Source organism: Archangium sp., assembly GCF_036277355.1.
GTDB lineage: Bacteria > Myxococcota > Myxococcia > Myxococcales > Myxococcaceae > Archangium.
The window spans coordinates 13,037-28,237 of sequence record NZ_DASUNC010000057.1 but is presented as its reverse complement, the minus strand read 5'-3'; the positions used below and the strand labels follow the sequence as shown (position 1 = coordinate 28,237).

At 67.6% G+C, this 15,201-nt stretch carries 12 protein-coding genes; 5 read left to right on the top strand and 7 right to left on the bottom strand.

Annotation, left to right across the window (positions count from 1 at the left end; all coding sequences use genetic code 11):
- The first annotated feature begins 18 nt into the window (after positions 1 to 18).
- A complete protein-coding gene (locus VFZ09_RS14740) occupies positions 19 to 1,158 on the top strand; it encodes an acyl-CoA dehydrogenase family protein (RefSeq protein WP_329728203.1) in 1,140 nt (379 codons plus the stop codon).
- Between the two features lie 188 nt (positions 1,159 to 1,346).
- Here VFZ09_RS14740 and VFZ09_RS14735 read toward each other — a convergent pair whose 3' ends face one another.
- From VFZ09_RS14735 to VFZ09_RS14715, 5 genes are all read right to left on the bottom strand, one after another.
- On the bottom strand, positions 1,347 to 2,516 hold the full coding sequence (locus VFZ09_RS14735; protein WP_329728202.1) for a DUF2235 domain-containing protein: 1,170 nt from the start codon (positions 2,514 to 2,516) through the stop codon (positions 1,347 to 1,349).
- Between the two features lie 45 nt (positions 2,517 to 2,561).
- Positions 2,562 to 2,747: a hypothetical protein gene (locus VFZ09_RS14730; protein WP_329728201.1), complete on the bottom strand. Its 186-nt coding sequence runs from the start codon at positions 2,745 to 2,747 to the stop codon at positions 2,562 to 2,564.
- A gap of 48 nt (positions 2,748 to 2,795) precedes the next feature.
- Entirely contained in the window at positions 2,796 to 4,487 is a 1,692-nt protein-coding gene (locus VFZ09_RS14725; protein WP_329728200.1) for an IS1634 family transposase, read from the bottom strand.
- A 502-nt stretch (positions 4,488 to 4,989) separates the two neighbouring features.
- A complete protein-coding gene (locus tag VFZ09_RS14720) occupies positions 4,990 to 5,124 on the bottom strand; it encodes a hypothetical protein (protein WP_329728199.1) in 135 nt (44 codons plus the stop codon).
- Between the two features lie 67 nt (positions 5,125 to 5,191).
- Entirely contained in the window at positions 5,192 to 6,529 is a 1,338-nt protein-coding gene (locus VFZ09_RS14715) for a DUF418 domain-containing protein (protein ID WP_329728198.1), read from the bottom strand.
- A 190-nt stretch (positions 6,530 to 6,719) separates the two neighbouring features.
- Between VFZ09_RS14715 and VFZ09_RS14710 the strand changes: the two genes are divergently transcribed.
- Together VFZ09_RS14710 and VFZ09_RS14705 are read left to right on the top strand one after the other, a co-directional pair.
- Entirely contained in the window at positions 6,720 to 7,691 is a 972-nt protein-coding gene (locus VFZ09_RS14710; protein ID WP_329728197.1) for a nucleotidyltransferase family protein, read from the top strand.
- Positions 7,692 to 7,778: 87 nt separating this feature from the next.
- Positions 7,779 to 9,077 carry a UDP-glucose/GDP-mannose dehydrogenase family protein gene (locus VFZ09_RS14705; protein ID WP_329728196.1) on the top strand — a complete coding sequence of 433 codons (1,299 nt, stop codon included), beginning with the start codon at positions 7,779 to 7,781 and terminating at the stop codon, positions 9,075 to 9,077.
- Positions 9,078 to 9,308: 231 nt separating this feature from the next.
- On the opposite strand, the gene VFZ09_RS14700 is transcribed toward VFZ09_RS14705, so the two are convergent.
- Positions 9,309 to 9,686, bottom strand: coding sequence for a hypothetical protein (locus VFZ09_RS14700; protein WP_329728195.1), 378 nt, complete (start codon positions 9,684 to 9,686; stop codon positions 9,309 to 9,311).
- Between the two features lie 91 nt (positions 9,687 to 9,777).
- On the opposite strand from VFZ09_RS14700, the gene VFZ09_RS14695 reads away from it, so the two are divergent.
- Positions 9,778 to 12,369, top strand: a complete 2,592-nt coding sequence (locus tag VFZ09_RS14695) for an O-antigen ligase family protein (protein ID WP_329728194.1) — start codon at positions 9,778 to 9,780, stop codon at positions 12,367 to 12,369.
- A gap of 10 nt (positions 12,370 to 12,379) precedes the next feature.
- On the opposite strand, the gene VFZ09_RS14690 is transcribed toward VFZ09_RS14695, so the two are convergent.
- Complete coding sequence (locus VFZ09_RS14690) at positions 12,380 to 12,883, bottom strand: YbaK/EbsC family protein (RefSeq protein WP_329728193.1); 504 nt, start codon at positions 12,881 to 12,883, stop codon at positions 12,380 to 12,382.
- Between the two features lie 237 nt (positions 12,884 to 13,120).
- Between VFZ09_RS14690 and VFZ09_RS14685 the strand changes: the two genes are divergently transcribed.
- The gene (locus VFZ09_RS14685; protein WP_329728192.1) at positions 13,121 to 15,139 is read left to right on the top strand and encodes a serine/threonine-protein kinase; all 2,019 of its coding nucleotides are present in this window, start codon (positions 13,121 to 13,123) and stop codon (positions 15,137 to 15,139) included.
- The last annotated feature ends 62 nt before the right edge of the window (positions 15,140 to 15,201 follow it).

The window sequence follows — 15,201 nt, the reverse complement described above, 5'->3', positions numbered from 1 at the left end:
CGAGGAGCCACAGCGACCATGCTGAACCCGTTCACCGAGGAGCATGAGGCCTTCCGCAAGACGGTGCGTACGTTCGTGGAGAAGGAGCTGACGCCGCACGCGCTGGAGTGGGACCGGGCGGGCATCTTCCCCCGGGAGATCTTCCAGAAGTGTGGCGAGCTGGGCTTCTTCGGCATCAACCATGATCCCCAGTACGGCGGCAGCGGGCTGGACTACTGGTACGTGACGGCCTTCACCGAGGAGCTGACGCGCAGCCGCAACGCGGGGGTGGGCATGGCGCTGCTGGTGCAGAGCCAGATGGCCACGCCGATCATCAACGAGATCGGCACGGACGAGCAGAAGCGGGAGTTCCTCGCCCCGGCGCTGGCGGGCGAGAAGATCGCCGCGCTGGGCGTGAGCGAGCCGGGGGCGGGCTCGGACGTGGCGAACATGCAGACGACGGCGCGCGTGGACGGGGATGACTACGTCATCAACGGCTCGAAGATGTGGATCACGAACGGCACGCGGGCGGACTTCCTCACGCTGGCCGTGCGCACGGGCGGGCCGGGGTACGGGGGGATTTCCCTGGTGACGTTCCCCACGGACGTGAAGGGCTTCTCGGTGTCCAAGAAGCTCGACAAGGTGGGCAACCTGTCCTCGGACACGGCGATCCTCTACTTCGAGGACTGCCGGATTCCGCGCCGCTACGTGCTGGGCGAGGAGAACCAGGGCTTCTACCACATCATGACGAACTTCCAGGGCGAGCGCCTGGTGGGAGCCATCTCGGCGGTGGGCGGGATGGAGCGGATGATCGAAGACGCGCTCGAGTACGGCAAGGAGCGGCAGGCCTTCGGCAGGCCGCTCTTGGGCTTCCAGGTGTGGCGGCACAAGCTGGTGGAGCACATGGCGGCCATCGAGGCGGCCAAGCGGCTGACGTACCACGCGGTGGCGCTGTTCGACGCGAAGGAGAACCCGGTGCGGGAGATCTCCATGGCGAAGCTGTTCGCGGGAGACCTGGCGCAGAAGGTGGCCTACGACGTCCAGCAGTTCTTCGGCGGCATGGGCTACATCGAGGAGACGCACATCGCGCGGGCCTGGCGAGACATCCGCCTCATCACCATCGGCGGCGGGACCTCCGAGGTCATGAAGGAGATTCTCTCCAAGATGTCTGGCTTCTGAGAGTCATCCGGTCGCAATAGGCCTCACTTGGCGCAGTTGCTGTTGTCTTCAATGTGGACGTCAGCGGATGCACCCTGAAGTGTGCAGCCTGAACGCTGTCCTTTGCTTGCCGGATCTGTGGATGTTCTGAAGGGGGCTCGCCCGACCTTCTTTTTGTTCTCTTGCGCGCGGTGCTCGCCTTGTAGGTTTTACTCCACCCATTCATATTCTGGCGGCAACCTACGAAAAGGCTTTACTGGTGGGTTGGGAAAGATTCGGCGCTGGCGACTCGGCTCAGGGTAATGGGCTGGGTGCAACATGCTATGCGAGGTGTGTATATAGCGTTCGTAGAACTGAGTGCGCTCATGAGCGTATTTGCTATTCGGGTCGAAGACAATCTCGCCAGCTGGAAAGTACTTCTCGGAATCAGCTCGAATTTGCTCAATACTAACTCCAGCCGGGAACGCCAACGTGTTGAGTTCGACCCCGTTATTCATGCTGGCTTGATGCATGTCATTGAGCGGGACAAACGCGAGGTGATTGGTGGTTTTTCCTTCCATCGCCGCATACCCACCACCTACGTCCGAGTGAACTCCCGCGTACTCGCGATGACCGAGTTCAAGTGCAGTTAGCGGGAAATTCTGGCGGATCTCGTGCCTGGCAGTGAAATGCCGTGCATCACCGACGTCACCTTGGGTAATACCCATGTTTTGTCCGACGTCGACATCGTCACCAGGAATGCCGAATGACCCCACGGTATCAAAGATTCCAAGGAATCTCACGGATAGGTTGGGGATCTCGCGCCGTAAGCCCATGTTGATAAGCTTGACGAAGGTGCGGGCCATTGCAGCCCCGCGGCTAAATCCATAGATGTCGATGATTTTCTTCGTGTCAGCGCAGGTGGCTGTGCACCAACTCCTTGCCCAGCGATACGCGATGATGAGCCGCTCCCTTCCTCCGAGCCCAGAGGCTAAGCCTCCGACATCGCCAGCGAAAGGGATCTGACGAGCAAATTCCTCTGCCATGAGTCTTTGGGCTATGCGCTTCTCTTTCTTCGAGCCCATTTCCGCAACGAGATCACTGCCGGCTTCTGCGTCCATTGCGCCGACCCCGACTACATAAATCTTTTCGCGGATTTTCTCTGCATCGTCGTGATCCTGGTATGCGCGGAAGAGTCTGGCGACGTTGGTTTCACTGCCGGCCCCGAGCGCTCCGGTGTAATCGCGGTACATGTTATTGCCTGAGCCGTCGAAGAATGCGCCAAGGACAAGAGTACGTGGACAGCTCTGGGCCGGTGGGGATTGATCGGCCCGGAAGCTTTGGGCCTGTGCCTGATTTAAGCTCGCTTGCGTGATGATCGCATGTCCGCTTGCGTGCATGGGCTGTACTCCTGGTAATGGCTATCGGTGGACGATGTGTATGTGTCAGGTTGGTTGGCGGTACGGCTTCCAATAGCGCATTGGCTCACACATTGCCGCAGCCTGGACCCAGTCGGCCTCGGTGGTGTCGGTGAGCAACCGTTCCATACGGACGAGATCGTCAATGTTTTTGTCAAGGAGAAGCATGTGCAGACTCGGTTGCAAGTGGAACTCGGGGTTGATGAGGACCATATCCTACTTTCCGCACATCGAGGAGCTGATTTCCCATGGATTTTCGACTCATGATTTTCGCGGCACCTCTTGAATCCCTGTGAAGTAGCGGGACGGTGGCATTCCGAGCATCTGGAGGATGACGGCCTGTCTTTGAGTCAGCTTGTCCTTGAAAATCCGGCAGGACCCATCCGACGGGCTCCGAAGTCGATGGCAGCGCACGTCTCCAAAGAGGTGCAGGACTCTATCCGCAGTGGGGCGTTCGCACGCTCTTTCCTCTGGGTAGAGTGGCAAGTCAGCAAGGCCTTCGGCGGCCATCTGGCGTCGAAGCTGAAGTTCAATGAGCGAGTAGACGAGAAGCGCGAGGAAGTACAGGAAGAGAAGTGCTTCGATTCGACTTGGACTCTTGAGGAAGACGGGCATCACATCCAGGACGGATTTGAGTTGCTCGAAGCGTCTCTCCAGCCGAGGCTGATGCTTGTATGCCAGCAGGACATCCTTCAGTGTCATATGCCGGTCGTTGAGCACGAGGGGGAAGATGCCGTCCATCGCCTGCTCGAGCTCCAGCGCCGCGGCTTGAGTGCTCCAGTGCAGTTGCAGCTTCTCCCGTGGCACTCGCACATAGATGGTCTGCTTTCCTGGCCGGCCAGGGGCTGCTTGTTTGAAGCGTTCTTCTTCTTGGACTTCGACCGCGACGTTTATCAACTCCTCGGTCCGGGTGCGAGCCAGAATGCCCTTGACCAACTCCTGAGCATGCACGGCGTCTTTGACTCGTGAGCGGGGCGCTTGTATCCGTGTCGCCAGGTTCTGCAGTTCCTCGGTCGCCCGCGCCACCCGCCGCCGCCGGGACAGCCCGTCCCACTCGGCCTTCTGTGAGCTCCATATCCACACAATCCGATAGCCTTCATCGGATGGGAATTGTGACTCATAGGCCTTGAATACATCATCCGGACCGTCCTTCAGTCTCGAGTTGGGGCGACGTAGAACCTCTACCCACTCGACGCCGAACTTCTCCTGCCAGGAACGAAAGGACTGTATCTCCCCCCGGGTCCGTGGCAGCACCGTGATGAACCGCCCCCCGTGACGGGCAATGTGGTCCATGTTTTCACGAGTACACAGCTTTGAGTCCGCTACGTACAGAAAGTCGGGTCTTCCCACCAGCTCACGCAGGACACTCCATGTGCCGATGTGCGTCTTGTCGTCGGTGGTGTTCCCGTGCTCGACGCTGCACCAGATTGGAACGGCCCCCTCCGCCGTGGTCGTCAGCAGGTAGAGCAACTGCTTCAAGTCGGGCCGGTGGTCCTTGTTGTAGCCGTGGACAATGCGATGGGTAGGCTTTCCATTCCTCCGCTGCCCCTTGGCGTCTGCGTACTCCCCGGACAACGTGACGGTCGTGCTGTCGTTGTGCAACTCCTCGAGATTGAGCTCAAAGCTCCGCGCGGCCTGGACGACAGCCGCCGTCATGAGCGCGGCACGGTCTGCCTCGAACAACTTGTCCAGGCACCTGCCGAGCCGATCATCGTTGAGCAGTTCCGCCCCGCTGCCAGGTAGTCCCAGGAGGGAGCCCTCGACCCGACGACACCAGTCCCGCAGGCTGTACAGCGGCTCGCGGGCTACCAGAAGGTTGCGCAGCAGGATGCCCACTCCTACCGCGGGCGCCAGCCGGTCGCGAGAGCCTGGCTGGGGCAGAAAGCGCTGGAGGGCCTCGTCCACCCCCGCCAACTCAAGGAAATGGTTGATGATGGGCAGCGCCCCCACCACCTTTGACTCCAGACCTGGTTCATCGGCATCAGAGGAGGTACCAGGCCCGTGGTTGTCAACCGTCCTTCGCACGTCAGGATGATGGGGCGACTTCAGAGGTGGGGCAAGGCTGTTCTTGGATACACCTCTACTCCTGGCCCGCCCTCAGGGCGCAGAACGAGGGCTGGGTCGCTCATTGACGGAGGGATTGGACAGGTACCGCATGCGGCGGTAGTGCTCGCCTGGGACCTCTTCAGTGGATACATGATGGGTGAACATCCACCCAGGAGTGCTCAGAAACAGGCAGCTCTAGAACATCAGCGAGATTGCGCGAGATTGGAGGAGCCCGAGAGGAGGCTCCCATGAAGTCCCTTCCATCAACGAGCTTCGAGCTTCAAGCGGAGGCGCGATTATTTGAGGCCTGCCCTGATTGAGCCGCATCTGAAATCAGTACGAAAGCAGCTTCGCGATGTGCGGAATGTAGGATACACCTGCGACTAGCCTCCTTTTGAAGTAGGCCCGACTACTGCGACAGGGAAACGCTCGTCACCTTCGGCGCGCCGGGCGCGGCCGGGCTGAGCTGGAACACGTCACCGGAGAGGGTGATAGAGTGGTTGCAGTAGATGCCCAGGAACGAGCGGATGGCGCGCGCAGCCAACTTCCGGCCACCCAGAGACGTCAAGCCTCCCAGGCGGCCGTGCCGCGCCTCTTCTCCCGTGTGAGCGTCAGACGGCCGTGACGGCCGCACTGGTTGGAGCCACGGGCTGGCGCATCGGCTGAGCCTTGCCGTACGTCAGCGAGCGCCACACCCACTCGGCGGGGCCGAAGCGGAAGCGTCCCAGCCACCAGTGGCTGAGCACCACCTGCACCGCGAAGATGACCAGCGTGAGCGCGATGCTCGCCCCGGGGCTGATCTTCCCCATGAGTCCCAGGCCGAAGCCGTAATAGATGAACAGGCTGATGACCGTCTGGCTCAGGTAGTTCGTCAGCGCCATGCGGCCCACCGGGGCGAGCACCATCAGCCGCCGCTGCCACGCCTCGCGCTGGAAGAGCAGCACCAGGCCCGCGACGTAGACGGCGGCGAGCCCCATCTCGTTGAGCTGCCGCACCGGGCTCAGGAACATCATCCACGGCGACTGGGGCTCCAGCATCTTCTGGCGCATCATGTACTGCACCCCCATTCCGAAGATGCTGCCGATCCCCGCCATGCCCAGGCTCCAGCGCAGCAGCTTGCGGAAGAACGCCAGGTGCTGGGGCGCGTCGTGGAAGAGGCGCCGCCGCCCGGCGATGAGCCCGAGCAGGAAGCGGCCGAGGATGGGCAGCAGGAAGCCCGCGAGACCCGGGAGGAACTGGCCGAAGAAGTGGCGCGCGTTGGCGCGCACCATCTCCACGTAGGTGCCACTCGAGAAGGCCTGCATCGTCTCGGCCCGGAGCTGGTTGCCGCGCTCCATGGCCGCCTTGGCCGCCTCGGGCCCCGCCTCCGCTCCACCGCTCAGCAGCATGGGCACGTACTTCATGGCGGCGCTCACCACGGGCATGCAGATGAAGATGAGGAGCGCGGCCCAGATGAGCAGCGTCTTGTCCTGGCGCTCGCGGAACAGCAGCAGCGCGAAGCCGATGGTCGCGTACGTGGTGAGGATGTCGCCGAGCCAGAGCCCGAACAGGTGCACGCAGCCGATGAGGAACATCATCACCAACCGCCGTCTGTAGAGCGGGGCGATGGCGGCGCCACGCGCCTCGGCCCGCATCATCTGCACCGAGAAGCCCAGGCCGAAGAGGAACGAGAAGATGGTGATGAACTTGCCGTTGACGAGGAGCCCCAGGGTGTACATGAGGGTGTGGTCCACCCAGGTGGCCGAGGCCATGGCGGCTTCCATCTGCGCTCGCGTCATGTAGGCGCGGCCGGAGAACCACATGTGGACGTTGGAGACGAAGACGCCGCACAGCGCGAAGCCGCGCAGCACGTCGAGCAGGGCGAGCCGCTCGCTGGCGTCGACGGGGCGGGCTTCGGCCTGCGGAGCGGGGAGTGAAGAGGGCGGTTGGCTCATGTCCGGAAAAGACATGCCGAACTCGTGCCAGCCCGCCCCCATTCCCAGCGGGCAGGAGACCGCCGGGCGCGGGGCTCCCCTGTCCGTCCGTATCCGGACAGCGCCGTTCCATATCCGGACAACCCCGTCTCCGCGGTGGCGATGTGACAGGGGGTGCGGCTTCCGATTGCGTCATGTACGCGGGAGTCGTTAAAGCTGCGGCGACATGGCCACCAGCCTCCTCGACACCCTTCGCGTCCTCGCCTCCTTCGACCCGCCCCGTGTCTCGCTGCGTGGAGCTCCCTGGGAGGAGTACGTGGACTGGGCCATCGCCCAGGGTCTGGCGCCGCTGGCTTCCTACAACCTCCAGTACCGCATGCCCGGAGCGGATGCGCCGGAGTGGGTGAGGGATCAGCTGCTCAGCATCTACTCGGGCTCCGTCAACGACAACGTGATGAAGCTCGTCAACTTCAAGCGCTGCGTGGACGAGCTGGAGGGCCGCAAGCTGCTCCTCATCGGCGCGGCGGCCTTCGCCGACACGCTCTACCCGCACGTGGCCTTCCGCCCCGTGTTGGAAATTCAGCTGTTGCTGCGGCGCATGGACGTGGACGGCTTCGCGGGCTACCTCGCCCAGCACGAGTTCCGCCCCGAGCCCGATGCGCCCGCCCACGGCGCGGTCAAGGTGCTGTCGGATGGCCGCACCGCCATCCACCTCTACGCCGACGTGCTCGGCACCAGCCGCCGTGCCGAGGTGCAGGGCCTCTTCGATCGTGCGAAGCCCATGAAGATGTACGGCCCCTCCCTGTTCCGCCCGGACCTGGAGGACGCGGTGCTGCTGGTGTGCCTGGAGCAGGCGCGCGAGGGCTACCAGGTGCCCTGGCTGTCCTTCGTGGACCTGCGCGAGCTGATGACGGGGGCGAAGGCGATGGGCGGCGTGTACTCGCGCCCCGTGGACGTGGCGGTGCTGCTGGAGCGGGCGAAGGCGTGGAAGCTGGAGCGCGCCCTCTACACCTCGCTGTCCATCGTGTCGGGGCTCTTCCCCCAGACGGCCGAGGCGCTCGAGCCCGCCCTGCCGCCGCTGCGCCGCGCCACGCGCGAGCTGTTGGAACGCCTGGTCGTCCAGCCGGCGAGCGTGCCGGGGAAGATGAGCCATGTGCGGGGCTCGGAGCGGCTGCGCCGGTTGCTGACCGGGCAGTGAGACGAGGGGCCGGCTGCCACTCGCCCCTTCCCCCGCGAGGCCACTCCCGGGTAAGAGCGTACCCGGCTGCTGACAGCCAGGACGCTCATGCACATCGCCATCATTGGAACCGGCTACGTGGGACTGGTCGCGGGCACCTGCTTCGCGGACTCGGGGAACGACGTCGTCTGCGTGGATATCGACGCGCGGAAGATTTCCCAGCTGCAGCAGGGGGAAGTCCCCATCTACGAGCCGGGGCTCGAGGAGCTCATCCGCAAGAACACGCGGGACCGGCGGTTGAGCTTCACCACGGAGCTGGCGCCGGCGGTGGCGCGCTCGCAGGTGGTGTTCATCGCGGTGGGCACGCCCGAGGGCGAGAGCGGCGAGGCGGACCTGCAGTACGTGCTGGCGGCGGCGGAGCAGGTGGGCCGGGCCATGCGGCAGTACACGGTGGTGGTGGACAAGAGCACCGTGCCGGTGGGCACCGCGGACAAGGTGCGCGAGGTCATCTCCCGGGTGACGGAGGTGGAGTTCGACGTCGTCTCCAACCCCGAGTTCCTCAAGGAGGGCGCGGCGCTGGATGACTTCCTCAAGCCGGACCGGGTGGTGATTGGCGCGGAGTCCGAGCGGGCGCGCAAGGTGATGGGCCAGCTGTACGCGCCGTTCGTGCGCACGGAGAACCCCATCCTCTACATGGACACGCGCTCGGCCGAGCTGACGAAGTACGCGGCCAACGCGATGCTGGCCACGCGCATCTCGTTCATGAACGACATCGCCGCGCTGTGCGAGCGCGTGGGCGCGGACGTGGACTTCGTGCGCAAGGGCATGGGCGCGGACAAGCGCATCGGCTACCCGTTCCTCTTCCCGGGCGTGGGCTACGGCGGCAGCTGCTTCCCCAAGGACGTGAAGGCGCTGGTGGCCAAGGGCCGCGAGCTGGGGATGGAGTTGGATCTGTTGCGCGCGGTGGAGCGCACCAACGAGCGGCAGAAGAAGGTGCTGGTGCAGAAGGCGCTGAAGCACTTCGGCTCGCTGGAGGGGCGCACGTTCGCGGTGTGGGGCCTGGCCTTCAAGCCGAAGACGGACGACATGCGCGAGGCGCCGTCGGTGGAGGTCATCGAGGGCCTGCTGGCCAAGGGCGCGAAGGTGGCGGCGCATGATCCGGTGGCCGAGCGCACCGCGCGCCGCGTGCTGGGAGACCGCATCCGCTACACGACGGTGCCCTACGAGGCGCTGGAGGGCGCGGACGCGCTCTTCGTCGTCACCGAGTGGAACGAGTTCCGCCACCCGGACTTCGAGCGCATGAAGGCGCTGATGAAGAGCCCGGTCATCTTCGATGGCCGCAACATCTACGACCCGTCGCGCATGCGCGAGCTGGGCTTCACGTACATGGGCCTGGGCCGGAAGTAGTCTCAGTGCAGCCAGGGACCGCGCTCTTCCTCATCGGGAGCGCGCGTCCCGGAGCTTCGCGGGGGCTCCACGTCCACCCACCGCACCGGGTACTTGTCGCCCGATTCCTCCAGGGAGGCGGGCAGCACCGCGCACACCTCGATGCCGTCCTGGATCGGTGACGTTCCGGGAATGCGACAAGACAGGCGGGCGCTCAGGCAGCCGCCGGGCTCCTCGCCAGGAGGACCGGGTTCAGCGCGCCAGACCGCAGGCGGCCTTGCCCTCGTCCGTCAGGAGCAGGTCGCACGTCTTGCGATCGTTCGCGTCGATCTTGCAGGTGTCCAGCCGCTCCTCACAGGCGGCGAGATCCTCGTCGGTCGGCTCGAGGCTCCGCTCGCGGTCCGCCACCGCCTGGATGCAGTCGTCGCGCTGGAAGGCTTCGACGCAGTCGCAGAGCCGCTCCGACAGTTGCCGGCACGGACTCTTGCAACCGGCGAGGGCGAGCAGGGCGGAGCAGAGCAGGGTGAGGGCGGTGGCGCGGCGCATGGGGTGGGCGAAGATGCCAGAAGGCGTCCTGGATGCAAGCAATGGCGGCCGGAAGGTCGGATGGTCGCTTCTCCGGCTGCTCACCGAGCCCCGCGGCCTCCGTGCGGCCCTGGCGCTCAGGCGGGCGGGGAGTCCGGGCGACCCGCTGGACCCGTGCCATACTCGGGAGCCGTCCATGGCCTCCGTGTCCCACTCCCGCTCGCGCACGTCCCGGTATTCCCTCGGGGCCGAGGCCGTGCTGGCGTTGCTGCTGGCGGTGTTGCCCCTGTCGCTCGGGAGCGCGCCCACGTGGGTGCACGGGCCGCTGGTGGTGCTCTCGGGACTCGCCTTCGTGCTGGCGTGTGTGGGGGCGTGGAGACAGCAGCGCTCCCTGCACCTGCCCCTGCTCGCGCTGCCCCTGGGCGCGGGGGCGCTCCTGTGCGCGCTGCAGCTCGTCCCGTTGCCGCCGGGATTGCTCGCCGTGCTCAGTCCCGAGGCGGCCGGGCTGCGCGACTTCGTCCTCGTGCCCCTGGGGCTGGACGGCCCGCGGCCCCTGTCGATGGACCCGCCGGCCACCTGGCGCGAGCTGGCCCGGCACCTGGCGTACCTGCTCACCTTCGTCGCCGCGGTGCAGGTGTGCCGCTCCGGACGCGCGCGCCGCCGGCTGTTGAGCACGCTCGGCTTCACGGGCGCGGCCATCGCCGTGCTGGGCCTGCTGCACGCGCTGCTCGGACTCGACAGCCTCTTCGGCGTCATCGCCTTCGTCCACGCGCGGCCGCCGCTCGTCACGCCCTTCGGCAACCCCAACCACCTCGCGGCCTTCCTCGGGTTGTCGGCCACCGTGTCCCTGGGGCTCGCGCTCTCCAGCGAGGGGCGGACGCGCGCGGTGCCCCATGTGCTGGCCTCGGTGCTGGGCGGGACGGGCGTGCTGCTGTCCCTCTCGCGCGGGGGCATCGTCTTCTTCGTCTTCGGGATGCTCGCCTTCGCGCTCCCGTGGGCCCGCTCGTGGCGCCGGGGCGCCCGGGTGCTGCTGTGTCTCCTCGCGGTGCTCGCGGTGGGCGGACTGCTGGCCTCCGAGCACCTCGCGGCCGAGCTGGAGACGGCGGACAGCGTGGAGGAGCTGCGCCAGAGCAAGCTCCAGCAGTGGCCGGTGCTGGCCTCGGTGGCGAGGGCCTACCCGCTCGGCCTGGGACGCGGCGCCTTCGAGTCCGTCTTCCCCCGCTACCAGACGCGGCCCGTCATCAACACCTCGACGCACCCGGAGAACGCGGTGTTGCAGCTCGCCACGGAGTTCGGCGTGCCCGGGCTGTTGCTGCTCGCCGTGATGCTGTGGGGCTTCGTCCGGTTGTCGCGCCGGGAGGGGCTGGGCGCGGCGGAGCGGGCGGTGCTCGCGGGAGTGGCGGCGCTCGGGCTGCATGAGCTCTTCGACTTCAGCCTGGAGCTGCCCGCGAGCGCCGTGGCGGCCTGGGTGGCGCTGGCCAGCGTGGCCCGCCCCGAGGAGCGGACGCGTGCCGAGGCCCCTCGTGGCCATGCGCCCCTGCGTGTGCTCGCGGTGGGCGGGGTGCTCACCGGGGTGGCCCTGGTGGCGCTGGTTCCCGGCTGGAGCACGCTGGACAGGGCGGAGGCGGAGCTCGGTGCGCTCGTCACCACGCGGGCCCCGCTCTCCGAGGTGCGCGCCCGGGGGCTCGCCCTCATCGACCGGCACCCGGCGGACCATGCCCTGCAGGACCTGATGGGCCTGGCCCATGCGAACGCGGGGCGTGCGGAAGCGGCCGGGGCACTCGCCTTCGCCAACCGTGCGCTCTTCCTGAATCCGGTGGATGCGTGGGCCCACCGCGTGGCCGCGCGGGCCCTGCTCTCGTTGGGGCAGCGCACCCAGGCCTTCCTCGAGTACCGGCTGGCCTTCGAGGCGGGGGACCATGCGCTGATGTGGAGCGAGGCGCTCGTGCGGGCGCGGACCCTCGAGGAGCTGCGGGCGCTCACGCCGGACACGGCGCGGCACGTGGAGACCTTCGCCGCCCAGCTCCAGCGCGCGGGGCATCGGGAGGTGCTCCTTCCCTGGCTGGCCTGGGCGCGCGAGCGCTTCGACGCGGCGCCCGAGGCGGTGCGGCTCTGGGAGCGCGAGGCCCGGGTGCGGCTGGAGCGGCACGAGCTGGCGGAGGCCGAGGCGGCGAGCGCCGAGGTGTCACGGAGGGCTCCGGACGCGCTCTCCTCGTACCTGTTGCGCGCGGACGTGCTCCAGGCGTTGGGCCGTGGGGACGAGGCGCTCGCGGTGCTGGAGGCGGTGGGGACCCGGTTTCCGGGCAACGTGGAGCGGGCCTTCGCGCTCGCGCGGCTGCAGGTGGCGCTGGGGTTGACCCGGCGCGCGAGGGAGTCGCTCCAGCAGGTGAATCCCTTCGTGTCCAACGACGCGCAGCGCGCCCAGCTCTACATGCTCGAGGGCTCCAGCTACGAGCGGGAGGGGTTGCGCGCGCGGGCGCTGGAGTCCTGGAAGTCCGCGGTGCGCATGCAGCCGAGTGGGAGTCTCTGGTTCAAGGTGGCGGGGCTGCACGAGTCGCTGCACCAGTTCGACGCCGCGGCGCGGGCGGTGCGCGAGGGCCTGTTGCTGCTGCCCGAGGCGCAGCGAGGGGAAGGGGAGGCGTGGGTGGCGCGTCTGGAGGCGGCGGAGCGCCAGCGTGTGGAGGAGCGGAGCCGGGCGCGTGGGGGCTCGGGCGCGAAGGATTCCATGCTCCTTCGGGCCCTGGGCGCGGAGGAGGACATGGGGACGGCGGAGGGCGAGCAGCCCTGAGCCCGGCGGCTCACGGGTGCATGTCGTGATGCACCGGCTGATGCCCCGCGTGCCCGTGGGTGATGGCGGCCATCCTCGGTGACTCGAGGCCGATGAAGTCCTCGACGCTCACCTCGAGCGCCTCCTCGTGGGAGCCCGCGCGCAGCAGCAGGTCCTCCGCCACGCCGAGTCCCTCGTCCATGAGCACCGGCAGCTCATAGAGGTGGCCGAAGGGCGGCTCCGCGCCCAGCTCGCATTCGGGGAAGCGGTTCGCGAACGCGCCCTCGCTGGCCAGCCGGGCCTCCCGCGCGCCGAGCACCTGGCGGACCTTCTCCAGGTCCAGGGTGTCCGCCGCGGGAATGAGGCAGATGCACAACCGCCCGTCGGCCTCGACGATGACGGACTTGGCCACGCGGTAGCCCGTCACGTGGAGCGCCTGGGCCAGCTCCTGCGCCGTCACCGCGCGCGGATGCCAGTGGCGAAGAAAGGGCACGTGCTGCTGCTGGAGATAGTGCTGGATGGAGTCGGGGATCATGAGCGGTACCTTCTGTCTCGAAGTTGGACTGCCCCCGCCCTTCAGGCCATGGCTGGCCGGGCGCGTGCCTCCCGGGCGGGCGGGTACTCGCTCCATGCCTCTCATGTCCGCACTCGTTGACGTCAACGAGTGCGCGTCCGGTGTCGGGGTCCTGGCCCTGCGTGCCTGGGCTCGAGTGCGCGCCAGCCCATCATGCGCGGTCATGTTAGACTGACCCACCAGGGAGGTCACGTACTTATGAGCGAGGCCATGGAGGAGCGGTTTTCAGCCGGGCGGCGGTGGGCGGGGAAGTGGCCGCGGTGGGCCGAGCGGGAGTGGGAGGAGGCAGGGCCCCCCGGGCTCGGGACGGTGGTGGACGGCTACCGGTTGGAGCGGCGGCTGGGCGAGGGCGGACAGGGCACGGTGTACCGGGCGCGCCGCGCGGGGCGGCTATACGCCCTCAAGTTCCTGCCGCTGGACTCTCCGGACTGGGCGTGGCGGGAGCTGGAGGTGCGGCTGCGGTTGCGGCGCGTGGGCGGCCTGGCGGTGGAGTGCCACGGGTTGTGGCCGCACGAGGCCCCGCGCTTCCTCTACCTCGTCACCCCGTATGTGCGGGGGCGCTCGCTGTATGCCTGGGCCCGGACACGGAATCCCACCGCGAGGCAGGTGGCGGACATGGTGCGGTGGGTGGCGCGGCTGCTCGCGCGGGTGCACGCGGCCGGTGTGGTGCACCGGGACATCAAGGGCAGCAACGTGCTGGTGGACAAGGAGGGGCGGCCGGTGCTGGTGGACTTCGGGGTGGGCACGTACGTGGGTGCGCCCGAAATCACCAACCCCCTGGGGCTGCCGGGCACCCGGCACTACCGCAGCCCCGAGGCCCTGCGCTTCCGGCGCGAGCGGGCCGGAGAGCACTCCCCGGCGAGGACCACGGATGACCTGTGGGCGCTGGGCGTCGTCCTCTACTGGCTGCTCACGGGCAGCTACCCCTTCGACACGGAGGTGCCCGACGAGGGCGCGCTGGCGGACCTCATCCTGAAGCACGAGCCCCCGCCGCCGCACGTGCTCAACCCGCGCGTGCCCCGGGCGCTGAGCGAGCTGTGCCTGCGCATGCTCGAGAAGTCGTCCGAGGCGCGCTTCCCGGAGGCCGGGGCCGTGGAGGCGGCGCTGGAGGCGGTGCTGGCGGAGGCGGATGCCACCTGGGACGTGCCGCTGTGCGAGCAGTGGAGCCCGGAGGATGCCTCCACGCCCCAGGAGGCGTGGCTGGATTGGGGTGACATGCGGGAGAAGGCGCGGCGGCTGCTGGAGTACGCGCGGCGCTTCCCTCGGCGGGGCCGGCCCGAGCCCCTGGCGGAGGCGTCTACGCTGTCGCGCTCCCCGGAGGAGCCGCCACCGGGAGCGGAGGGGGACGCGAAGGCGGAGGACTTCCCGTCATCGCCGCGAGCACGGCCCGTGTCCTGGCGCGCGCTGGCCTGGGGGGCCGCCGCGTTGGTGCTGGGATGGATGGTATGGCTCTGGTGGTGGCCGGTCCCCACTTCCCAGGTGACGTCCGGCGACCGCATGCGACGGGTGACGGAAACCGGCCAGGAAGTGGCGGGAGGGGCCGGGCCGCTGGAAGGTGACGGAGGCGCGGCGCCCGAGAAGGCCGCAACCCCCGCGCCCGTCGCCCTGGCGACGCCCCGGAAGGATGGCACGCGCGTGAGGACTCTTCAGCAGGCTTCCACCCCCCAGCGCAAACCGCGGCGCGAGCAGGGCTCGCTGCTCGACACCGCCGCGAAGACATGCACCCTGGTGTGGGCTGCGGGTCAGCTCGCCTGCGCCAGCCCCGAGCCCCAGTTGCGCCCCACGGCGCCCGCCCCCCGTGTGCCTCCGCCCGCCGAGTGCCCCGCGGGTTCCGTGGAGACGATGACGCGGGTGTTGGGGTTCGAGGGTTTTGGGGGAAAGCTCGGCGCGGTCTTCCTCATCGACGGAAGGCTCGTCATCAGTCAGCGCATCACCGTGCACCCGGGGCAGGTGGTCACGCTCACCATGGGCCAGCCGCTTCGGAAGCTCCCAGCGAGAACCGTGTACACCGGGCAGCTCCTCTTCGGCGAGGGGCGTGTCTACGGGCGCTTCACGCAGGCGCGGACCCCCGACGGTCTGACGTACTCCGTCTGCTTCGACCTCTACGACGCCTCGGTGGACGGCCAGCGGGGTGTGGTGATGAAGCCTGGAAGCACTCCGGACGCCGCCATCATCTTCTCCTCGGTGAAAATCAGTCCGGTGGAGCGCTTCCAGTAACGGGACACCGCGCGCGGCGGGAGTGCGAGAAGGGCGGGGCCAACGTCAGAAGTCTCTGCTAG